This is a genomic window from Roseateles sp., assembly GCF_046300915.1.
In the GTDB taxonomy this organism is placed as follows: Bacteria; Pseudomonadota; Gammaproteobacteria; order Burkholderiales; family Burkholderiaceae_C; genus Kinneretia.
The window spans coordinates 1-19,724 of the sequence record NZ_JBKCLH010000110.1; the positions used below are offsets into that span (position 1 = coordinate 1).

Here is a 19,724-nt window from a genome sequence, read left to right on the forward strand (position 1 = left end):
CATGAGCACCACGCCCCCCGCCAGTCCCCCGGCCAAGACCCGCGCCCATATCAGCCAGGAGCTGGACCAATCCCGCCGCAACGGTCCCCTGCGGCAGATCCAGATTCCCCCCTGTCCGGAACTGCTCAGCCGGCTGCGTACCGTGATGGCCCAGGCCGAGCCTGACCTGAACGAGATCGCCCGCATTGCGGCCAGCGACGTAGCCATGTCCGCGACCTTGCTGCGCATGGCCAACAGCCCCGTGCACCGCGATCCCCAGGCCCAGCCCTGCACCACCGTGGGACAGGCCATGACCCGGCTGGGGCTGCGCGAGACGGCTGCCCTGATGACGGGCTTTCTGCTGCGCAACAGCATGCCGGTCAACAACCCGCATCTCGCCCGCTTCTGGGAGCGCTCCACCAAGCGCGCCATCGCCTGCGCCTTCATCGCACGCCAGCTGCCCGGCCTCTCCCCGGATCTGGCCCATACCTACGGCCTGTTCTGCCATGTGGGCATGCCCGTGCTGCTGCAAAGCGTGCGCGGCTACGGCGCCACCATGGTAGAAGCCGCGGCCCGCATCGACCGCCCGTTCATCGCCACCGAGAACGCCAACCACCGCAGCGATCACGCAGTGGTCGGCGCCCTGCTGATCCGCGCCTGGGACATGGCGCCGGAGCTGATGTCGGCCATCCGACTGCACCACGACTTCGAGTCGCTGGGCGATGCCGCGATCGAACCCGAGGTCCACACCCTGGTCGCGGCCGGTCTGGTGGCCGAGCATCTGATGCGCCGCCATGAGGCCCTGCCCGAAGACATGGACTGGGCCGCCAACCGCGACGCCGCCCTGGCCTGGCTGCATATCGACATGGGCGAGGTCGAGGCCTGGGACGAACAGCTGCGCCCGCTGCTGGACGAGGCCTGAGCGGCCCCGCCCTCAGCGCTGGGTGTCAGGCCGGCGAGGAGCGCAGGCCGTAGACCTTGTCACCCACGAAGAGGTATTCGGCCCGCAGCAGGGCCTCGCCCTTTTCCGCCTCGAAGCTGAAGCCCAGCACACCCAGGCTGTCGCCCGGCTTGATCTCGGCCACCTGCCAGGCCTGCATGCGGGTCAGCGGTGCCAGCTCCACGCGCCAGCGCTTGTCGGCGCGGCGCGGCAGCTCCGCCCGGGCCAGCAAGGCCTGTCCGTCCACGCCCGCACTCTGCGCCGGCAGCTTGCGCTGCTTCAGATCGGCGGGCAGGGCCGGCTTGTCGGGCAGCTGCAGGTCCAGCTCGGCATGCGGGTTGCGCCACCAGACCTGGGTGGCACGGCCCTCCAGCCAGAGCGGGCGCTGCTGGTCAAAACTGCTCCAGCCATGGTGGGCCCAGGCCCGCGGTGCCAGGGCCGCCAAGGTGGCGCCCAGCAAGACAAGACGTCGCTCCATGCATCGCTCCTTGAGAGTTCAGACGTAGGCAATCCAGCGGCCGCAGATGATGACAGCGATCCAAATCCCCAGCGAGAACAGGCCCTGGACACGCGCTCGCCGACTCTCGGCCCGCGCCAGGCCCGCCCCGGCATGGAAGAGCGCGGCATTGAGCCCGGCCAGGGCGATCAGGCCCATCTTGTAGAGAAAGACGCGGTTGCCCAGCAGCTCGCTGGCCTGACCGGCGAACATGGCCAGGCCCGTGAGCGCGCACAGGCCGAAGCCCAGCAAGGCCAGGGGCTGGGTCAGGCGCGCCAGCACGCGCAGGTCCAGGGCGCGCGCCCGGCCCAGCAGGCGCAGCTCCAGCACCAGCAGGCTGCCAAAGAGCATCGCAATGCCCAGCACATGCAAAGCTTCCAGGGCTGGGTAGGCCCAGGCAATACGGTCGAGGTTCATGCCGCGGCCAGCATAGCCAAGGTCCTCAATTCAGGCCACGGCGGCTGGTGCCTGCCAGTGTTTTTCGACACACATGGCTCGATTGCAGTTGAAGACGGCTCAAATCGGCTTTTATTGTTTTTATCTTTTTAATCACCAAATTTCGCGATAAATTCAATTCAATAGCAATTCGCGCACTTTTGCACACCAAATCAATGCAGAGTGTTGCACTTTTGCAGCCCATCGTCCCAGGCGGCTGTACCCATCCTGGGCCGATGGCAAGATGCAGGCAGCGATGTCGTGTGATGCACGCGACCCCTCGCCTCGGACCCGGTCCCGGGTGTGATCAGGGAGTTCCAGATGATTTGTAGCCGGTCGACTGTCCACTCCCAGGCAGACGATCACCTCTTGCAAGATTGGAGGATTGGATGCGCTTCAACGGAAATCATGGTTCAAGGCCCTGGATTCGCCAGGCTCTGTCCGGTGCCATCGCCGCTCTGGCGGGCTTGTCACCTCAGGCCGGCTCGGCGCAGGACTTCAGCTTCAGCGGGTTTGCCACCGTGGCCCTGGGGAAAACCTCGGGCGCCTGCACCGAGGGTGCGCTTGCCGGCCAGTACAACCTGGGCTGCACACGCTATATCGCCGACTGGGGACATGCCGGCGTCTACCGAGACAGCTGGAGTGCCAAGCAGGAAACCCGGGCCGGTCTGCAAGGCACGCTGACATTCAGCCCTGAACTGAGCGCCACGGCGCAGATCACCGCCCGCACGCTCAAAGACCAGCATCTCAATCTGGAGTGGCTGTATGTGAGCTACAAGCTCAGCCCCAGCATGACCCTGCAAGTGGGTCGAAAGCGTCTGCCGCTCTACTTCTACTCCGACTTTCAGGACATCGGCTATGCCTACAACACGGTGCGCCCGAGCCCGGATGTCTATGGCTGGGAGGTTGTGAACTACAACGGTGCCAGTCTGAGTCACAACAGCAACTACGGCGATCTGACCGTGCGCAGCGAGCTGCTGCTGGGCAGCGAAAACAGCCGCGACAACCCCTACGCCAAGCTCGTCTACGACGAGGCCAAGGATGTGCGCTGGAGCGGCATAGGCGGATTCACCGTTGAGGCCTCTTATGACTGGTTCACCGGTCGTCTGAGCTATATCCGAAGCAAGCTCAAGCAGACGGATCGGGCAACGGGCAGCGTGGATGTTGACTCCGGCGGCAAGCATCAGACCTTCATCGGCTTGGCGCTCAACGCCGACGTGGGTTCGTGGATCCTGCGCACCGAGTTTGGCAGGTCCGACCGGGAGGCTGTCGGCTACAAGGCGCGCTACTACCTGGCAACGGCGGGCTATCGCTGGGGCGACTTCACGCTGACGGCTGGCAGCAGCAACTATCTCGAGACCGCCTATCCGGACGCAGGCTATGTGCCCGTGAAGCTGCGCAGCCACCTGCTGGCCCTGCGCTATGAGCTGCACAAAGGTGGCGCGCTGAAGCTACAGATGGACCGCGTGCGCGATCAGGGTACGCCGGCCTATGTCGGCAACTCCAGACTGCTGAGCGCTTCCTATGACCTGGTGTTTTGAGCCGCAGCGGCTCGCAATGTCTTCAGTCTGAGGAGTAACTGATGTTGCAAGAATTCAAGACCTGGACCATCGCCACGGCCCTGCTGCTGGGCTGCAGCTTCGCGGCCTCGGCGCAGGTGGTCGTGATTGTCAACCCCAAGAGCCCGTTGACGACCCTGAGTCCGGAACAGGCCTCCGCGGTCTTTCTTGGCAAGACGTCTTCACTACCCGGCGCCGGACCAGCCCAGCCGGCCGACTTGCCGGATGCCAATGCCGTGCGTGAGATGTTCTACACCAAGGCCGCCGGCAAGACTGCGGCTCAGGTCAAGGCTTCCTGGGCACGACTAACCTTCTCAGGCAAGGCCTCCCCGCCCAAAGAGCTCTCGAGCGCGACTGAGGTCAAAAAGCATGTGGCAGGCAATGTTGATGCCATCGGCTACATCGAGAAGTCTGCAGTCGACAACACCGTCAAGGTGGTGCTGACCATCGAGTGAAGACATGCACCAAACGGGGTGGGGCAATGGCCAGATCGGGCAACCAGCGTCTGGATGACATGGTTAGCGCTGCTCGACCCGATCCTGGTCTGTCGTGAGCGGCGGCGCGGGCACTGTCCCCGTCGCCGGCTCATCCCTCTGTCTCTGTGCTTCCTTGAGGTAATGGTCTTCGATAAAACTCTTCTCGACTAGATTGCGGCGCAGGGAATCTTCGAGCTCTTCGACGCGCTGGTTGAGCTTGTCGATTTCCCGCTCCAGCTGCTCACGCGCCGCCTCGTTCGCTGACTGACGGAACTCATCCTGCTGGGAAGCGTCTGCACCCAAAGCCTCCAGCTGCTCTCGCAGCGCTTCGATGGTTCTGGCGGCTTCGACGAGCTGCTCGCGCTGCACCTGAGCCTCCTGCTCCATCTGCTGAAGCGCAGGAGCATCAGAGGCAGCAGGCCTGCCCGCCGCGGTCCGAGAGTTCCTCAACAAGTCATCCATGTCGCGCTGCAGCTTGGCAGCAACGCTCTCCGCACGTTCGGCGCGCTCACGCACCGCCTTGAGTTCGGCCTTGTCCGAAAGGCTCTGGGCCGCACGGGTTCTGAAGGAATTCAGCAAGCGGCTGCTTTCTTCCAGGCGTTCTCGCGCCTCCGTGAGCTCCGCCTGTACACGTCGCCGCTGAGCCAATATGCGTTCCACCTCCTTGCGATGACTGAGCTTGAGCGCCTCCAGCTGCTCCTGGCTCATCTCCTGAGCGCGCTCAAGTGCGGGCACGGGTTCGGGCCCCTCGCCCCACTCGTCCGGATCGTCGCCGCGTTCGTGGCCGCGATCCGCCGCCGCCAGCAGTTGCCGCACCAACTGGGGCAGCTCTGACAGGGCTCGCAAGTCCGACGCGGACAGAGGCGCGACGAGTGTTCCCTGGCCGCCCCCCTGACCCGAGCCGCCAGCCCCGGCACGCTCCGCCGCGCGCAACAGCTCGCGCGCGGCGGCCTTCATCTCCCGCCCCGCCTCCCGTGTTTCGAGCAGGGCCTTGATGATGTGCACGTGGTTATTCTCCTCGTAGCGTGTCATTCGCCAGTAGGTGCCGATGGCCACGATGATCACGATGACGTTGGCCAGGAATAGCGAGACAGCCGCCACGCCTTCAGCACCGATTTCCATGGGATCGGCTCCTCACACCCGCACAAAGACCAAGCGCCCCTCACCATAGCCTGGCACCGAGAGGCGGTAGTCGCTGCGCGCCAGGCCGCTGGACATCAGGGTGCTCAGCTTCTCGAAGGGCTTGGGTAGCAGATTCACGGCTTTCAGCTGCACCTCCGGCGAGCCGGCATCCCGGGTCAAGCACGCAGCGAGGCCGCGCATGAACTCATCGGCAAACTTCATCATCTCGGGCGTGGGCGCGCCCGCCTGCATCGCCGCACGAACCGGCGCTGGCTGAAGCTGGGCGCCACCACCACCCAGGATGCAGCACGCATTGGCGTCCAGAGCGCCCAGGGCATGCGGTGTCTTGCGTCCATCTGCCATGTACATGGCCAGGTTGTGAGGCAGCTTCAGATCTGCCAGCGTCTGACTTGGGGCAGGAATCAGACGGAACGGAATGTCTTGCAACAGGCTCTTGATCAGCCGAGTCAGGGCCTCATCCGACTCAATCGCGCGCGCTGCCTCGTCTGCGGGCCCGTCTGTGGACGCCGCCTCCGCCCCGCGGCCGGACAACACCGCCTGTACCTCACGAAGCAAGTCCTCATCCTTGAAAGGTTTGTTGATGACAAAGAGCGCGCCGTTGCTGCGTGCCTGATCCAGATGGCGTGAAGCAGTCTCGGTCGTGACGAAGCCAACCTTGACATCATGCAGACCGATCTGGCGCAGCGTCTGCAGCATCTCCAGCCCTCCCACCTTGGGCATGTGCCAGTCGGAAATCACCAGATCGGGCCTGAAGCTATTCACAAGCCGCAAGGCCTGCTCACCATCCATCGCAAGCTCGATGCTCAAAGGTCCCAGCGAAGCCGACTGCAATACGCGTTGAATGATGGCCTGAATCGCGCGACTGTCATCCACGATCAGAACGCGAATCGGGATCTGGGCGGGTGTGTCTGTTGTTGCTGTCATTTCATCGCTCACTAGAAGACGCGCCGGGCTGCTGCAGGTCGATCTGGCAAGCCTCCCCCGTGTCGGCGGGAAACTCGATCATGATCACGGCCAAGCGCTGCGTCGGATCGGCGGCAACCAATTGCACCAGGGCCGACGCGCCTTGATACAGCCGCTGCCAACTCGACGCATCGAGCACCTGTGGCAAGCCCAGGTGCGCGAGGCTGGTGTCACCCAGGCAGTCCAGGAGCCAGGCGCTCAAGATGTTGCAAAGTTCCATGCCCGCATCCTGCTCATCGGCAGGTTGCAACTCGGCACAAGGCCGTCCGAACATGGCAGAGGCCAGCAGGCCCAACTCAGAGCGCCCCAGCCGCAGAAGGACCCGGGCTCGGACATGGCTCGCGTAGCCGGTAAGACCTTCGGTAATCTGCACGGAGAAGCAAGCATCATCGGCCTGCAACTCTGGAATAGGGTCTGCGGCCTTAAAAGCCCAAGCTTGCCCGGTCAGGCTCGCCCACACTTCGCTCAGCTTGATCTGCAAGGCCCCGGACTGCACGAACACCCTCCACGACGCTGGCTTGAGTTTGCACCAAAACCGCAGGCATTTCGCAAGGGTGGGATGGCGCAGCAGAAGGCAGTGCTGACCAGCGTCGGCCGGAAGGCCTGCCGCGCCGCCGTTTTACTCTCTCGAGTCGAACACCAATATCGTCCCAGCCGTGCCAGGCGCAGGTCAAGCCGAGGGGGCAATACCGCACATGTCCTCGCCCACTCAGCCGCATGGCACCAGCAGGTTTTCGGCAGGCCCAGCCACGCATCCCTTGCGCTGGCTGCTGCGCGCGGTGCTTGCCGTGCCGGTGCTGCTGCGAGCTGGCAGGTCATGGGGCCGCGCGGTGTGCGTGTAGAGGTACTGGACCAACGCTGGCAGCGTGATATCGAGGTGGAACGCCTGCTGCTGGAGAGCGGCTCGGCCTGGTACGACGAGCTGCCAGCGGGGGCCCAGGACATCAGCCGGCGCTGGCTGGAGGATCCCCAAGGCTCGCGCGGCCGCGCCGAGCATTGCCGCTACTACCAGCTACCCACCTGGCGCCCTCGCCGCAGCGCTCGCAGCGAGGGCCTGAGTGCCGCTGCCCCCGCCCCTTTCTGGGCGCCCACGCCCACACTGGAACCCGAGGTCGAGCGCCTGGGCCGACGGCGCGAGCACTACGAGCTGCGGCTCGCCGCGGCCGATGGCCGCAACTGGCAATGCGCCGGCCTGACCGGCGAACATGGACCGGCCCGTGAGCGCGCACAGGCCGAAGCCCAGCAGGCTGCCGAAGAGCATTGCAATGCCCAGCACATGCAAAGCTTCCAGGGCTGGGTAGGCCCACGCGATGCGGTCCAGATTCATACGCCCACGCCGATCACCAGGCCACCTGGCCCGCCGCATGATCCCGGCACAAGTCGGCCAGCCCCGCGATCAACGGTGCCCAGGGCAGCGCGGCGGCGGCGACATCGAGCAGGCGCATGCGAATTTCCCGGTTTTACATGCTGATCAAGGTCACGAGCAGGGTGTAGAGCAACATCACGGCGCCAGCCCAAAGCAGCAGCAGGCCGCAGCGCCACAGGGCAGCGAAGCGCCCCAGACCGTAGCAGCCCTTGAGCTGGGCATACAGATGCACGGGCGGCGCGCACACGGCCAGCGCTAGCGCCAGCACGCCCAGGCCAGCCAGGTCCAGCAGGGACAGCAAGGCGGCCAGCAAGGCCATGGCGGAAAGTGAGTAAAGCACGAACACCGCGTGGTCATAGAGTCCAAAGCGGCGCTGGAAGACAAAGAGCAGCCAGAGCAGGGGCAGGGAGAAAGGCACGATCAGGAAGGCGTACTTAGCTGCCCCGCTCTTCATCTTGTAGAGCAGCAGCTCGGGGTTCTCGATCGCATGAGCGATCTTCTTCTCCACACTGGGCACCAGGGCCGCGGGCAGCTTGCCGTCGAGCTCGGTGCGCAGCTTGACGCGCTGGGCGGGCGTGAGCCTGCGCTCGGTTGCGAAGGCGCTGCTGGCAGCGGCATCCGGTGTGTCCACCTGCACAGCCACGGACTCCTGCGCCATGTCTGAGGCCGGCGCGCTGACCGGCCCGCCCAGCGACAGGGTGAAAAACATCAGGAAGATCATGAAGAGGAACAGCGCCAGCGGCGAGACATAGCGTGCCCGACGCCCCTCGATGTACTCCCGCGTCAGGCGCCCGGGCTGGAACAGCAGAGCCGGTAGGGTGCGCCAGGCCTTGGTCTCGAAATGGAGGGTGCCGTGCAGCAGCTCCTCGGCCAGATGAAGCAGGGAGCGATGCACATGGGCTGACTGGCCGCAGGCGTGGCAATAGGCGCCTTGCAGCGGCGTCTCGCAGTTGGCGCAGGCACTCGCGTGGCCGGCGGCGTCGGATGAAGGGACGGAAGCAGCGTTCAAGGAAGACTCGCAAATCGGCAGGGGCCGCCCGGTCAGGCGGCTGCGCGGCGCAGTATCGCCGCAGCGACCGTTGCGCGAGGCTGGGAGAATCGCGCAATGCCGTCTGCGCTACCTCTCGCTCCACGCCCCACCCATCCGCTGCGCTGGCTGCTGCGCCTGCTCCTGGCCCTGCCGGTGCTGGTGCTGGCCTGGCAGGTACTCGGACCCAGCGGTGTGCCGGTCGAGGTCCAGGCGCAACGCTGGCAGCGTGATATCGAGGTGGAACGCCTGCTGCTGGAGAGCGGCTCGGCCTGGTGCGACGAGCTGCCAGCGGGGGCCCAGGACATCAGCCGGCGCTGGCTGGAGGATCCCCAAGGCTCGCGCGGCCGCGCCGAGCATTGCCGCTACCAGCTACCCACCTGGCGCCCTCGCCGCAGCGCTCGCAGCGAGGGCCTGAGTGCCGCTGCCCCCGCCCCTTTCTGGGCGCCCACGCCCACACTGGAGCCCGAGGTCGAGCGCCTGGGCCGACGGCGCGAGCACTACGAGCTGCGGCTCGCCGCGGCCGATGGCCGCAACTGGCAATGCCCCCTGCCCCAGACGCGCTGGGCGCAGTATCGGCAGGGCCAGCAGCTGCGCCTGCAGGTGGACCGTTTCGGCGTCGCCAACTGCGCCAGCCTGCCGTACTGACACCCTGTCGCTCAGCCCACGAACAGCAGCATGGCGGGGCTGGGCATGGCTTGCTGCCCGGCATAGTGCAGACCGCCGTCGGAGCGCACCCAGAAGCGGCTGAGCGAATCGCCGCGCTGGTTGCAGGTGTAGAACCAGCGCCCGTCCGGCCCGAAACAGGCGCTGCGCGGATAGCTGCCGCGCGTGGGCTCATGCCCCAGCAGTCGCGGCCGCCCCTCGGCATTGAGCTCGAAGATGGCGATCGAGTCGTGCAGGCGGTTCAGCGCGTAGAGATGGCGGCCGGAGGGTGACAGGCGCAGGTCCGAGGCGTAGCTGGTCTGTGAGTAGCCCTTGGGCAGGCTGCTCAGCGTGAGCTTGTGGCTCAGGCCACCGCTGTGCGGCTCCAGCTCCAACCAGCTCAGGCTGGAGGCCGTCTCGTTGAGCAGATAGAGCTGCCCCGGCAGGCTGGCATGGAACTGGAAATGCCGCGGCCCGCTGCCCGCCGGCGTGCGCCAGACCTGGGCCCGCCCCTGGGGGCCCAGGCCGGGCTCGAAGCGCCAGCACAGCAGGGCATCCTGCCCCAGGTCGCTCACCAGCAAAAACCGCCCCTGGGGATCGCAGGCCGCCATATGTGCATGGCTGGGGCCCGGCCACTGGGCCGTGTCCAGCACGCGTGGCGCGCCATCCAGCAGGCCCTGCTCACCGAGGCGCCAGCAGGCGAGCTGGCCGCTGCCGTAATGCGCGACCAGCGCCATGCCCGCATGCAGGCTGATATGCACCGGCCCGCGCCCCCCGCTGGCCAGCTCCTGCAGCGGCTGCAGGCGCCCCTGATCGCCCCGCTCGTACACCGTCAGGGTGCTGCTGCCCTCGTTGGCGCTGTAGAGCAGGCGCCCATCGGGAGAGGCGCAGAGCCAGCTGGGCTCGCCCGCCACCTCCATGCCTTGCAGCTCCTGCAGCTCGCCGCTGCTGGGATCCTGTCGCAAGTGGCGCAGACCGGCACGGCCGTAGCCGCCCAGATAGGCCTGCGGACCGGGCTGTGCATGCGATGGGCGAACACTCATGGCGAGGGGGCTCAGAAGAAGATGACGTCGAATCATGGTCATAGCCTCAGGCGCAGGCCGCGCGCGCTCAGCTGCCAGACCAGACCCAGCATCAGCAGCGCGTACAAGGGCCCCCAGAGCAGGCCCGGCAGCGTGCTGCGCAGCAGGGCGGGCATGCTCAGCTGCAGCAGCTGCAGCAGCGCCGCGATCACAAAAGGCAGCAGATAGGCCAGCAGGGGATGGGCGGCGGCGGGCTGCAGCCAACGCGTCCAGCCTCGCAGACCGCGCCTATCGATCAGCTCCTGCAGCAGGGCATGGGTCAGCACACAGGCCGCGGCGCTGAACAGGGCCCAGCTGGGCGTGGCGTAGATCTTGGAAATACCGTGCAAGGGGCGCAGCAGCGCCGCCAACAGGGCCAGCCCCGCCGCCAGGGCCAGGGCTTGCCCCCAGACCTGGCGCGACGGCCCGCGGGACAGCGCCGCACAAAGCATGCCGCAGACCACGATCAGGGCATGCACCACATGGCCGCCACCACCCAGCAGCAGGGCCAGGCCGGGCTGCTGATTGAGCCCCGGATGGCGCGCCGCCAGCGCATAGAGCAGGCCCAGGCCCAGGGCCAGCAGCAAGCTGGCAGGCCGATCGCGGCACAGCAGATGCACCAGACAGGCCAGCAGATAGGCCCAGCCGATCAGGCCCAGGATGCCCCACCACTGCGGCCGCAGGCCCAGCTGCCCCGACTCGCCGCCGCGATAGACCAAGGCCAGGGCCAGCAGGCCCAGCACGCCCAGCAGGCGCCAGGGCCAGGCCAGGGGCGGGCCGCCACGCAGCGATCCCCAGACCAGAAAGGCACAGGCATAGGCCAGCAGGGCCCAGGCCGCGATGGGCAGGGGCATGGCCTGGGCGGCATATCCGGACTCCGCATTCACCATGAACACCCCCAGCACCAGCAGGCCCAGGCTGCGCATCAGCACATGCCTGAGGATCTGGCCCCGGCTCTCCCCGGCCGCCTCGCGCGCGCCCAGGGCCAGCGGGATGGACATGCCGACGATGAAGAGAAAGGCCGGGAAGACCATGTCCACAAAACTCATGGCATCGGCATCGGCGGGGTAATGCTTCATCCAGACCGGCAGCCCGGCCACGCCGCTCCACTCGTTGACCGTGATCATCAGCAGCACGGTCAGGGCACGGAAGGCGTCAATGGCCAGGCTTCGGCCCGCAGGGTTCGCAGCGCTCATCAGTAGTTGAAGCTGGCGCGCAGGCCGTACATGCGGGGCGGGTTGTAGCTATTGAAGGTGTAGCCCCCGGCCAGCCCCTGACCCATCCAGTTCTTGACGATGTTGTTGCTCAGATTGGTGCCCCAGAGTTCCACGCTCCAGTCATCACCGGCGGGTGCGATGCGCAGCGAGGCATTCCAGTTGGTATAGGCCTTCTGGTAGTCACCGATCTTGTCATTGTCCAGACTGCGCACCGTGAAGTACATGCGGCTCTGGTAGCGCATGCCGATGCTGGGTGTGAGGCGATAGTCGCCCAGTCCCAGCTCATGCGCGTAGTTGAGCGCGAAGGAGGTCTTGGGCGCATAGGGCAGCTGGTGGCCCGTCACGTCCAGGATGCGGCGCCCGCGCTTGCTGGGGTCGCTGCCCATATAGACGGGGGCGCACTCAGGGGCGCCAAAGTCCTTGCGGTAGCCGCACATCCAGCTGTCGTCATAGGTCGGGTAGGACTTGACCTTGGCATCCAGCCAGGACAGATAGCCCGAGAGATGGCCACCCGCCCAGGGCAGCAGCTTGAACTCCAGCTCCAGGCCCTGGATCTTGGCGTCGCCGATGTTCTCGGTCTTCCAGGCATTGACCACATCGCAGGCCGGTTCCCAGTCGGCGCAGGTCCGGTCCAGCTTCTTCTGCCCCACGGCGGTCATGCCGGTGACATGCATGCCCTTGTACTGGGTGTTGAAGTAGGTGGCACTGAGCTCCAGCTTGTTGCCGTAGTGGCGGCCCTTGTAGCCGAACTCGATATTGCGCGTGGTCTCGGGCCCGTAATCCAGGAAGCTGTACTTCTGCTTGCCGCCGTCCACACAGGTACCGCCGCCACAGGTGTCGAACTTGTCGCCAAAGCCGCCGGGGCGATAGCCGGTGGCCAGGGAGGCGAAGACCATATCGGTCTTGCTCAGGTCGTACTGCAGACCCAGGCGGTAGGTGGTCTTGCTCCAGCTCTTGCTGTAGCTGTTGACCACGGGCGAGGGGTAGACCCCCAGCCCCGCGAAGGGCCCCATGCCCAGCGTCAGGTCGCTGCCGTTGTGCGGCGTGCACGCACCCGGCTGGCAGGGCGGGGTGTATTTTCCGTTGTAGTACCAGGGCGTGCCGGCATCCCAGAGCCCGGCAGAGATGCCGCCGTTGTCGCTGCGCTTGTCGCGGCTGAAGCGTATGCCCGCGGTGCCGGTAAGACGATCGGCCAGCTGCAGATCCCCCTGGGCAAAGAGGCCGCGCGAGGCAATGCGGCGATCGGGCTGGGCATAGAACTGGCCATAGGGCATGCCGTAGGGCGCCTCCACCAGCATGTCCTGCGCGAAGTTGATCTGGTTCTTCTCATCCAGCAAGAAGGCACCGGCCACATAGCGCCAGTTCCGCGTCTGCTGCTTGAGCTGCAGCTCATGCACCCAGCTCTTGTAGCGGGAGTCCAGCGTGTAGGAGGCGCGGTCCATGGCATGCTGCCGCCCCCAGTTGCCCCAGGGCTGCATGATGTCCACCTCGCTGTCCAGCCAGCTCTGGCCGCCATCGTCGTCGTGGTTCTGGGCGCGCTGCTGCACCGCATAAGCCAGCTTGTAGCCCAGCTCGGTGCGCTCATCGAGCTTCCAGACCAGATTGCTGCGCAGGGTGTCGATGCTCATATCGATCTTGCCCGGCACATTGACGATGGCGTGCCACTGGCCCTTGGGCCCGCAGGCCCACTTCGTGCCCGCGGCCATCTCGCAGTCCTTGAGGCCCACATCGCCCGCACCGCTGTTCTGGTAGTGCTCGAAGCCGCCGGTCCACTCCAGCGACTTGCTGATGGCCCAGCGCGCCGTCAGGCGAGCCGCCCATTGATCGGAGTTGCCATAGGCGTCCGACGCCCCCACCTTGCGGTTCAGGCGCTGATCGCTGTCGGGCTTGCCATCGGGGGTGAAGCGCCCCTTGCCGTCGGGCGTGGGCAGCTTGACGCCGCGATCGCGCAGATCCTGCTCCTGCTCGATATAGCTGTCGCGCTTGTCCACCATCACGGCCGCACGCAGGGCGAAGTTCTCACCCAGACTCTGGTTGTGCACCGCGCGCAGCTGCCGGCCCTTGTAATTGCCCAGCTGGGCCGAGACCCAGCCGTAGTTGCTCTTAAAGTCGGGCTTGGCCGGAATGATGTTGACCACACCGGCCGTGGAGTTCCGGCCGAAGAGCGTGCCCTGGGCGCCGCGCAGCACCTCCACCTGGTCCAGGTCGAACATCAGCGCCAGCGAGCCCTGAGGCCGCGGCGAGTAGATGCCGTCGATGTGGATGCCGACGGCAGGGTCGCCAATCTCGGTGAAGTTGGTCGAGGTCACGCCACGGATGGCGGCCAGCACGCCCGAGTCGCCATTGGACAGACCCAGCTGCAGATTGGGCACCATGCCCGTCAGGTCCATCATCTCCTTGACGTTGTCGCGCAGCAGATCATCGGCCTGGAGCGCGGTCACCGAGACCGGCGTCTTGAGCAGGTCGGTGGCCGTGCGCGTGGCCGTGACCACGACCTGGGGCAACTCCTTCTTGTCCTTGGCTTCGGCCGGGCTGGACGGGGTCTGCTGGGCCTGTACCGGCAGGCTCAGCATCAGGGCGGCCGCCAGCGCGGTGGGGCGCAGGCGCAGGGGGCTTGGCAGGTTTCTCATGGTCTGTCTCCTTTTGTGATCTGGCGCTACAGCGGGCTCAACAGCCCAGCGGTGACTGCGGGGGCACGGCAAAGAGGGCGCTGGCCGTCTGGTAGAAGGCGATGCGCCGGGCCAGCTTGCGCTGCACCAGCTCGTCGCCGGGCTTGTCACACTCGATCAGCCCGTTGATGCTGCGCACCGTCTCGCCAAAGCCGGCGCCCTGCACCATGGCCTGGTGCGGCGTCATGCGTCCGGGGCCGCTCTGGCTCATCCAGTACCACAGGGCCGTGGCCCAGGCGATCTGGGGATCGCGGGCCACCCGATCCGGATCGCTCCACAGGTCCACGCCCAGCACCCGGCCGACCTCCGCGTAGTTGAAGTTCCAGGACAGCTGGATGGGGCCGCGGCCGTAGTACTGCTGCCCCGGGGCGCAGCCCGGCGCACGGGCGGCATCGCAGTAGAGCCCGTAGTTCGCGGTGTTGTACTCGCGCAGGGCCTGCAGTGAGTCCGACTCATGGGCCAGGTTGGCAAAGAAGGCCGCCATCTCCTGACGCTGGCGCTGCTCGCCCCCGCGCGCCGCAAACTCGGGAAAGGCCTGCATGGCCTCCCGGAAGCCGGCGTAGCTGTAGAAGGGCAGACGCTGGGGGAACAGGGCCTCGAACTCGGCTTCGCTGGGCATGAAGCGCGCCGCGGCTTGCGGCTGCGGACCATGGGCGCAGGCCGTGAGCAGGCCTAGCAGCCCCGAAACGATCAGTACAGCGGGTTTCACATCTGGGCTCTGGTGTTGGACTGGTATCAAATATCCACCAGCAGGTCGCGAGGATCCATAAAGACTTTCTTAAGACCTGATCGAGGAATTCCCTGATAGCCCCCCCCCTGGACGAGCCCATGCGCATCTGTCTGCTTGAGGATGATTTGGTACTAGGCCGGTCTTTGCAGGCCGTGCTGCAGCAGGCGCAGCATGAGGTGGTCTGGGTCCGCCGACTGGCGGAGGCACGTCAGCAGCTGGCGGACGCCGCGCCGGATGCGCTGCTGCTGGATCTGGGCCTGCCCGACGGCCAGGGTCTGAGCCTGCTGCGCGAGATACGCACTCGGGACAGCCAGCTCCCGGTGCTGGTGATCACGGCGCGCGACAGCATCGAGGACCGCCTCCAGGGTCTGGACGAGGGCGCCGACGACTACCTGATCAAACCCTTTGTGGGTGCCGAACTGCTGGCCCGGCTGCGGGCCGTCACACGCCGCAGCGGCCGGGCCCAGCCCCCTGAGGAGCCGCAACTCTGGAGCGTGCGCGATCTGGTGCTGGACGAAGGGCGCCAGCAGCTCAGCCGCGCGGGCCGGCCCATTGCCCTGTCCAAGACCGAGTTCGCCCTGCTGCTGACCCTGATGAAGTACCCCGACCGGGTGCTCACGCGCGCCGAGCTCGAAAGCCGGGCGCTCACGCGCAGCGAGGGCGCGGCCCTGGATGTGCATATGTTCAATCTGCGCCGCAAGATCGGCGAGGGCTATGTGCGCACCGTGCGGGGTGTGGGCTTTGTGCTGGAGAAGGCATGAAGGCGGCGCCCAGCAAGTCCCTGTTCAAGCGCGCCCTGTTCTCCTTCTACGCGGTGCTGCTGGCCGCCTGGCTGGGCATGCTGGCCAGCGAGGTCCATGACGTCAAGGTGGTGCAGGCCCGCAACGGCCAGGCCTGGAATCAGGTCTGGGCCGAGCATGTGCGGCTGCAGGCCCGGCTCTGGGCCCAGGAACCGCAGAAGTTCCAGGAAGTGCTGGCCGAGCTGGAGCGGCTGCGGGCCCAGGAATGGCGGCAGATGGGCTACGAGCCGCCCATCATCCTGCTCCAGGTCTGGCGCGGCGGCGAGCTGCTGCACCGCTTTGCCTCCCCCGAGATAGCGCGGCGCCCGCCGCCTGACGAGATGCGCCATGCGCCAGACGCGGCCTGGCTCTATGTGGAGCTGAGCGAGCCCTCGCAAGACCTGCTGGTGCGGCGCTGGCAGGAAGTACCCGGCGACTGGCACTTCGGGCTCAATGGCCTGGCCTACTACACCCGCCCCCTGTTCTACAGCGTGCCCCTGCTGATGCTGCTGGCCTGGCTGCTGCTGCGGCGCGGCTTTCGCCCCCTGCGCCGCATCGGCCCGCAGATTGCCAACCGCTCGCCCCAGGACCTGCGCGCCCTGCCCCCCTCGGCCTATGTGGAGCTGGCGCCCGTGGTCGAGGGCGTCAACAGCCTGCTGGCCCAGCTGCGCGAGCGGCAGCAGCGCGAGCGAGAATTCCTGCTGGATGCAGCGCATGAGCTCAAGACCCCCATGGCCGTGATCCGGCTCAATGCCGAGGCGCTCGCCGGCAGCCGCGATCCGCAAGAGGCGGATGCCGCCCGCCAGCGCCTGGACGAGGGCGTGCAGCGTGCCACCCACACCGTGCACCAGCTGCTGTCCCTGTCGCGCTCGTCCGCAGACATCGAGCTGGAGCGGCGTGAGCTCGATCTGGTCGGCCTCACCCGCGATCGCATCGTGCTGGCCAGCCAGCTGGCATTGAAGCGCCGCATCGATATCGAGCTGAAGTCACCCGACGCGCTGCATCTGTACCTGCACCGCGAAAGCATGGCCTCGCTGATCGACAACCTGCTGGACAACGCCATCAAGTACAGCCCCGCCGGGAGCCAGATCATGGTGAGCCTGAGCCAGGACGATGGAGCCGTGTACCTGCGCGTGTGCGACCAGGGGCCTGGCATTCCCGAGCCCCTGCGCGAAAAGGTGTTCGAACGCTTCTACCGCCTGCCCGATCAGGACCAGGCCGGCAGCGGCCTGGGGCTGGCCATCGTGGAACGCGCGGCAGCCCGGCACGGCGCCAGGGTCACGCTGGAGGCAGGAGATCGGGGGCAAGGCCTGTGCGCCACGCTGCGCATGCCGCGGGCAGCGACGGACCTCAAGAGCGCCTAAGGCCCGGCCCGCACCACCCGGTCACGGCCCTGGGCCTTGGCCTGGTACATGGCGCGGTCGGCGGCACGCAGACTGGCATCCACCTCCGAGGCCGATTCACACTGCGCCACACCGAAGCTGGCCGTCACGGCCAGCCCAGCCGGCCACTCGCGCACGTGCAGGCATTCACGCAGGCGCTCGGCCACCACCACGGCCTCGGCCGCACGGGTCTGGGGCATGAGCAGCACAAACTCCTCACCCCCCCAGCGCGCCACCAGGTCCTCGCGCTGCAGATTGCTCTTGAGCGCGGCGGCGAAGCGGCGCAGCACCTCGTCACCCACCTCATGCCCATGCTGATCATTGATCAGCTTGAAGCGGTCGATGTCCGCAAACACCAGGGCCAGGGGAAAGAGCATGTCCTCCTGGGAGCGGATCAGCAGATGGAGGTCATGCTCCAGGCCCATGCGATTGGAGACGCCGGTCAGCGCATCGCGATGGGCCAGTGCAGCCAGGTCTTCGGACTGCGCCTGCAAGGCGGCGTGAGCGCGCTGCAGCACCAGCTTGCGGCGGATGCTGTGCGCCAGCTGTTGCCGGGACTGACGCCCTTCCCACAGCAGATAGCCCAGCAGGCTGAACATCCACAGCCCGATCAGCCCCAGCCGGAAGCTGGCGGCGGAGATCCAGTGCCCGCGCAGCTCGGCCTGCTGCAGATGAATCTCGTAGAGCCCGGGCGGCAGGCCTCCGCCCGTGGTGAAGCTCAGCAGCGCGACCTCCTTGAGCTGGGGGCCGGACAGCTTCAGCGGCAGGGGGCGTTGCTGCGACCACCAGGAGGCCACCATGAACTGCGTCAGCGGCACGTCGACCGTCTGCGCTTCGCGGCTGGGGTCCAACACCAGCTCATGCGGCTTGAGATCCGCCACCCGCCCGCTGCCGGAGTAGGCGGGGTCGCGGTTGCGCAGAAATACCCGCAGGGGCACGGGCCCTGCGGGTCCGCTGCTGCTCACCCGCAAACGCAGCAGATCGAAAGCGCTCAGATCCAGCCCCTGCCCCTCGGCACCCAGAGCAACCTGCATATCGCAAAAAGGCCATTCATACCCCGCGCGGATCTCGCATCGCAGCCGCCACCCCTCGCCGTCGGGCACGACCTGGCCCTCGCTGCGACCACCCTCCCCGCGATCATCCACGGCCGTGACGACTTGATCGGGTCCATGCCCGTCGACCCGCAGCACCCGGGTCATCCAGAAGGCATTGGCATACAGCCCCAGCAGGGTGAGCACGCTCAGCACAAGCAGCAGGCGACGCAGGACCATGAACCAGCAACTCCAGAACCGGCGCGCAGCTGCGAGGGGCAGCCAGCAGACACCAGCGGTTCGCCGGACCCCACGCCCTGCATGCCCCAACGGCGCCGGCAGGGGCCAGCCCATTCATTGTGGCAGGCGCTGGTTCGGTGCCAAGCCCGCAAGGCCGCGCAGACCTTGAAACAGGGGGACTCATCCCGACTTATGCTGCTCAACTGATCTGACAACTGCTTGAGGAGTGGGCATGAGTGCGCAATCGATGCTGGAGCAATTGCTGAAGTCCGGCCTGGGCATGCTGCAAGGCCAGAGCGGCGGACGCCCGCAGTTGGGCGAGTTCGGCAAGGGCGCCGCCGTAGGTGGTGGCGTGGGCGGTGCGCTGGGCCTGCTGCTGGGCAGCAAACGCGGCCGCAGCTATGGCGGCAAGGCCCTCAAGTACGGCAGCATTGCCGCCCTGGGGCTGATGGCCTACAAGGCCTACAGCCAGTGGCAGGCCCAGCAAGAGGCCACGCAGACCGGCGCCGGCAACCCGACTCCGCGCACCGTGGACCGACTGCCCGCCCCCGAGGTGGAGGAGCACAGCCGGGCCATGCTGCTGGCCATGCTGGCCGCGGCCCGCTCCGACGGGCACCTGGATGCGCGCGAGACCGAGCTGCTGCAGGGCGAGTTGCGCCGGCTTGAGGCCGATGCGCAGCAGCTCGCCTGGTACGAGGACGCGCTGCGCCGCCCCCTGGAGCCCGCCGAGGTGGCCCGCCTGGCCCAAAGCCCCGAGATGGCCGCCGAGATGTACCTAGCCAGCCTGCTGGTGGTGGACGAAACCAGCTTCATGGAACGGGCCTATCTGGACGAACTGGCCCGCCAACTCAAGCTCCCAAGCTCGCTCAAGGTCCAACTTGAATCCCAGGCCCTGAGCGCATGAGGCCGCCGCTCGCGGCCCTTGGTCTGGTCTGCGCCCTGCTGGGCACGATGGCCCAGGCCAAACCGCCCACGGCCGCCGCCTTGCAGGGGACATGGTGCTGGCACGAGGCGCAGACACAGGGTCAGAGCTTGCCCGAAAAGGCACAGGTGGAGTGGTTGCCCCAGGGGCGCTACAACTGGTCGGAACCGCCCTTCCAGCTGGAAGGGCGCTGGAGCCTCAAACCACCGGACGAGCTGGAGATGAGCCAGCACCGGAGTTTCCGTATCCTGCTGCTGCAGGGCGATGAGCTGCATCTGGGCCAGTTCGGCGGCGTGTTCAAGTTTCGGCGCGGCAACTGTGCTGCCAACAGCTTTTCAGGCCAGGACCGGGTGAGCTTCCACAATGCCGCAGCCAGCGGCGATCTGCCCACGCTCAAGCAGTATCTGGAGCGCGGCATGTCGGTCAATCTGCAGGATCAAGGCGACGGCGACACCGCCCTGATCAAGGCCGCCAAGTTCTGCAGGCCCGAGGCCGCGCAGATGCTGCTGGCGCGCGGCGCCGACCTCGGACTGCGCAACCAAGATGGGCAAAGTGCCCTGGACTACGCCCGCAACAGCCGCTTTCACCGGGGCTGTGCGCCACTGATCGAAGCCCTGCGGGACAAGACCCGGCCCTAGCGTCCGCCAGCCTCCGGCGAGACCGT

The 19,724-nt window shown here is 66.8% G+C and carries 20 protein-coding genes; 9 read left to right on the forward strand and 11 right to left on the reverse strand.

Annotated elements, in window-relative coordinates:
• Position 1: 1 nt before the first annotated feature.
• Positions 2-901, forward strand: coding sequence for an HDOD domain-containing protein (locus tag ACK5F2_RS08110; RefSeq protein ID WP_409863990.1), 900 nt, complete (start codon positions 2-4; stop codon positions 899-901).
• A 25-nt stretch (positions 902-926) separates the two neighbouring features.
• On the opposite strand, the gene ACK5F2_RS08115 is transcribed toward ACK5F2_RS08110, so the two are convergent.
• Together ACK5F2_RS08115 and ACK5F2_RS08120 are read right to left on the reverse strand one after the other, a co-directional pair.
• On the reverse strand, positions 927-1,397 hold the full coding sequence (locus tag ACK5F2_RS08115; RefSeq protein ID WP_133603068.1) for a DUF6152 family protein: 471 nt from the start codon (positions 1,395-1,397) through the stop codon (positions 927-929).
• An 18-nt stretch (positions 1,398-1,415) separates the two neighbouring features.
• Positions 1,416-1,832, reverse strand: a complete 417-nt coding sequence (locus ACK5F2_RS08120; protein WP_409863991.1) for a hypothetical protein — start codon at positions 1,830-1,832, stop codon at positions 1,416-1,418.
• Between the two features lie 407 nt (positions 1,833-2,239).
• On the opposite strand from ACK5F2_RS08120, the gene ACK5F2_RS08125 reads away from it, so the two are divergent.
• Positions 2,240-3,391, forward strand: a complete 1,152-nt coding sequence (locus ACK5F2_RS08125; RefSeq protein ID WP_409863992.1) for a hypothetical protein — start codon at positions 2,240-2,242, stop codon at positions 3,389-3,391.
• Positions 3,392-3,432: 41 nt separating this feature from the next.
• On the forward strand, positions 3,433-3,864 hold the full coding sequence (locus ACK5F2_RS08130) for a hypothetical protein (RefSeq protein WP_409863994.1): 432 nt from the start codon (positions 3,433-3,435) through the stop codon (positions 3,862-3,864).
• A gap of 63 nt (positions 3,865-3,927) precedes the next feature.
• Here ACK5F2_RS08130 and ACK5F2_RS08135 read toward each other — a convergent pair whose 3' ends face one another.
• From ACK5F2_RS08135 to ACK5F2_RS08145, 3 genes are read right to left on the reverse strand one after another with little or no spacing between them, the layout of a single operon-like run.
• Positions 3,928-5,007, reverse strand: coding sequence for a hypothetical protein (locus ACK5F2_RS08135; protein WP_409863996.1), 1,080 nt, complete (start codon positions 5,005-5,007; stop codon positions 3,928-3,930).
• Between the two features lie 12 nt (positions 5,008-5,019).
• Positions 5,020-5,964 (reverse strand): response regulator, encoded by a 945-nt coding sequence (locus ACK5F2_RS08140; RefSeq protein ID WP_409863997.1) that lies wholly within the window; start codon positions 5,962-5,964, stop codon positions 5,020-5,022.
• Positions 5,954-6,472 (reverse strand): hypothetical protein, encoded by a 519-nt coding sequence (locus tag ACK5F2_RS08145; RefSeq protein WP_409863999.1) that lies wholly within the window; start codon positions 6,470-6,472, stop codon positions 5,954-5,956. Before ACK5F2_RS08145 ends, ACK5F2_RS08140 begins: the two co-directional genes overlap by 11 nt.
• 336 nt (positions 6,473-6,808) lie before the next feature.
• Here ACK5F2_RS08145 and ACK5F2_RS08150 point away from each other — a divergent pair, with 336 nt between their 5' ends.
• On the forward strand, positions 6,809-7,462 hold the full coding sequence (locus ACK5F2_RS08150; RefSeq protein WP_409864000.1) for a hypothetical protein: 654 nt from the start codon (positions 6,809-6,811) through the stop codon (positions 7,460-7,462).
• Here ACK5F2_RS08150 and ACK5F2_RS08155 read toward each other — a convergent pair.
• Positions 7,452-8,366, reverse strand: coding sequence for a DUF3667 domain-containing protein (locus tag ACK5F2_RS08155; RefSeq protein ID WP_409864001.1), 915 nt, complete (start codon positions 8,364-8,366; stop codon positions 7,452-7,454). The genes ACK5F2_RS08150 and ACK5F2_RS08155 overlap by 11 nt on opposite strands.
• 96 nt (positions 8,367-8,462) lie before the next feature.
• Between ACK5F2_RS08155 and ACK5F2_RS08160 the strand changes: the two genes are divergently transcribed.
• Complete coding sequence (locus ACK5F2_RS08160) at positions 8,463-9,032, forward strand: hypothetical protein (protein ID WP_409864002.1); 570 nt, start codon at positions 8,463-8,465, stop codon at positions 9,030-9,032.
• 11 nt (positions 9,033-9,043) lie between these two features.
• Here the strand turns inward: ACK5F2_RS08160 and ACK5F2_RS08165 are convergent, their stop codons facing one another.
• Genes ACK5F2_RS08165 through ACK5F2_RS08180 form a run of 4 tightly spaced genes read right to left on the reverse strand, consistent with a single transcriptional unit; the run spans position 9,044 to position 14,685 of the window.
• Positions 9,044-10,072, reverse strand: coding sequence for a lactonase family protein (locus ACK5F2_RS08165; protein WP_409864004.1), 1,029 nt, complete (start codon positions 10,070-10,072; stop codon positions 9,044-9,046).
• Between the two features lie 38 nt (positions 10,073-10,110).
• Entirely contained in the window at positions 10,111-11,286 is a 1,176-nt protein-coding gene (locus ACK5F2_RS08170) for a DUF5009 domain-containing protein (protein WP_409864005.1), read from the reverse strand.
• A complete protein-coding gene (locus ACK5F2_RS08175; protein ID WP_409864006.1) occupies positions 11,286-13,937 on the reverse strand; it encodes a TonB-dependent receptor in 2,652 nt (883 codons plus the stop codon). The genes ACK5F2_RS08170 and ACK5F2_RS08175 overlap by 1 nt, the downstream gene beginning before the upstream one ends.
• Positions 13,938-13,974: 37 nt before the next feature.
• Positions 13,975-14,685, reverse strand: a complete 711-nt coding sequence (locus ACK5F2_RS08180) for a chitinase (RefSeq protein WP_409864007.1) — start codon at positions 14,683-14,685, stop codon at positions 13,975-13,977.
• 119 nt (positions 14,686-14,804) lie between these two features.
• On the opposite strand from ACK5F2_RS08180, the gene ACK5F2_RS08185 reads away from it, so the two are divergent.
• Both ACK5F2_RS08185 and ACK5F2_RS08190 read left to right on the forward strand, forming a co-directional pair.
• The gene (locus ACK5F2_RS08185) at positions 14,805-15,467 is read left to right on the forward strand and encodes a response regulator (RefSeq protein ID WP_409864008.1); all 663 of its coding nucleotides are present in this window, start codon (positions 14,805-14,807) and stop codon (positions 15,465-15,467) included.
• The gene (locus ACK5F2_RS08190) at positions 15,464-16,849 is read left to right on the forward strand and encodes a sensor histidine kinase (protein ID WP_409864009.1); all 1,386 of its coding nucleotides are present in this window, start codon (positions 15,464-15,466) and stop codon (positions 16,847-16,849) included. Before ACK5F2_RS08185 ends, ACK5F2_RS08190 begins: the two co-directional genes overlap by 4 nt.
• On the opposite strand, the gene ACK5F2_RS08195 is transcribed toward ACK5F2_RS08190, so the two are convergent.
• Positions 16,846-18,138 carry a diguanylate cyclase gene (locus tag ACK5F2_RS08195; protein WP_409864010.1) on the reverse strand — a complete coding sequence of 431 codons (1,293 nt, stop codon included), beginning with the start codon at positions 18,136-18,138 and terminating at the stop codon, positions 16,846-16,848. The genes ACK5F2_RS08190 and ACK5F2_RS08195 overlap by 4 nt on opposite strands.
• Positions 18,139-18,370: 232 nt before the next feature.
• On the opposite strand from ACK5F2_RS08195, the gene ACK5F2_RS08200 reads away from it, so the two are divergent.
• Together ACK5F2_RS08200 and ACK5F2_RS08205 are read left to right on the forward strand one after the other, a co-directional pair.
• Entirely contained in the window at positions 18,371-19,042 is a 672-nt protein-coding gene (locus ACK5F2_RS08200; protein ID WP_409864011.1) for a tellurite resistance TerB family protein, read from the forward strand.
• Positions 19,039-19,698, forward strand: a complete 660-nt coding sequence (locus tag ACK5F2_RS08205; protein ID WP_409864012.1) for an ankyrin repeat domain-containing protein — start codon at positions 19,039-19,041, stop codon at positions 19,696-19,698. The genes ACK5F2_RS08200 and ACK5F2_RS08205 overlap by 4 nt, the downstream gene beginning before the upstream one ends.
• Positions 19,699-19,724: the final 26 nt, after the last annotated feature.

Excerpts from the sequence above, each read along its gene's own strand:
- ACK5F2_RS08125 (WP_409863992.1), top strand. The coding sequence starts at position 2,240 with ATGCGCTTCAACGGAAATCATGGTTCAAGGCCCTGGATTCGCCAGGCT.
- ACK5F2_RS08200 (WP_409864011.1), top strand. The coding sequence starts at position 18,371 with ATGAGTGCGCAATCGATGCTGGAGCAATTGCTGAAGTCCGGCCTGGGC.
- ACK5F2_RS08120 (WP_409863991.1), bottom strand. The coding sequence starts at position 1,832 with ATGAACCTCGACCGTATTGCCTGGGCCTACCCAGCCCTGGAAGCTTTG.
- ACK5F2_RS08165 (WP_409864004.1), bottom strand. The coding sequence starts at position 10,072 with ATGAGTGTTCGCCCATCGCATGCACAGCCCGGTCCGCAGGCCTATCTG.
- ACK5F2_RS08190 (WP_409864009.1), top strand. The coding sequence starts at position 15,464 with ATGAAGGCGGCGCCCAGCAAGTCCCTGTTCAAGCGCGCCCTGTTCTCC.
- ACK5F2_RS08170 (WP_409864005.1), bottom strand. The coding sequence starts at position 11,286 with ATGAGCGCTGCGAACCCTGCGGGCCGAAGCCTGGCCATTGACGCCTTC.
- ACK5F2_RS08160 (WP_409864002.1), top strand. The coding sequence starts at position 8,463 with ATGCCGTCTGCGCTACCTCTCGCTCCACGCCCCACCCATCCGCTGCGC.
- ACK5F2_RS08135 (WP_409863996.1), bottom strand. The coding sequence starts at position 5,007 with ATGGAAATCGGTGCTGAAGGCGTGGCGGCTGTCTCGCTATTCCTGGCC.
- ACK5F2_RS08130 (WP_409863994.1), top strand. The coding sequence starts at position 3,433 with ATGTTGCAAGAATTCAAGACCTGGACCATCGCCACGGCCCTGCTGCTG.
- ACK5F2_RS08195 (WP_409864010.1), bottom strand. The coding sequence starts at position 18,138 with ATGGTCCTGCGTCGCCTGCTGCTTGTGCTGAGCGTGCTCACCCTGCTG.
- ACK5F2_RS08205 (WP_409864012.1), top strand. The coding sequence starts at position 19,039 with ATGAGGCCGCCGCTCGCGGCCCTTGGTCTGGTCTGCGCCCTGCTGGGC.
- ACK5F2_RS08185 (WP_409864008.1), top strand. The coding sequence starts at position 14,805 with ATGCGCATCTGTCTGCTTGAGGATGATTTGGTACTAGGCCGGTCTTTG.
- ACK5F2_RS08115 (WP_133603068.1), bottom strand. The coding sequence starts at position 1,397 with ATGGAGCGACGTCTTGTCTTGCTGGGCGCCACCTTGGCGGCCCTGGCA.
- ACK5F2_RS08175 (WP_409864006.1), bottom strand. The coding sequence starts at position 13,937 with ATGAGAAACCTGCCAAGCCCCCTGCGCCTGCGCCCCACCGCGCTGGCG.
- ACK5F2_RS08150 (WP_409864000.1), top strand. The coding sequence starts at position 6,809 with ATGGGGCCGCGCGGTGTGCGTGTAGAGGTACTGGACCAACGCTGGCAG.
- ACK5F2_RS08110 (WP_409863990.1), top strand. The coding sequence starts at position 2 with ATGAGCACCACGCCCCCCGCCAGTCCCCCGGCCAAGACCCGCGCCCAT.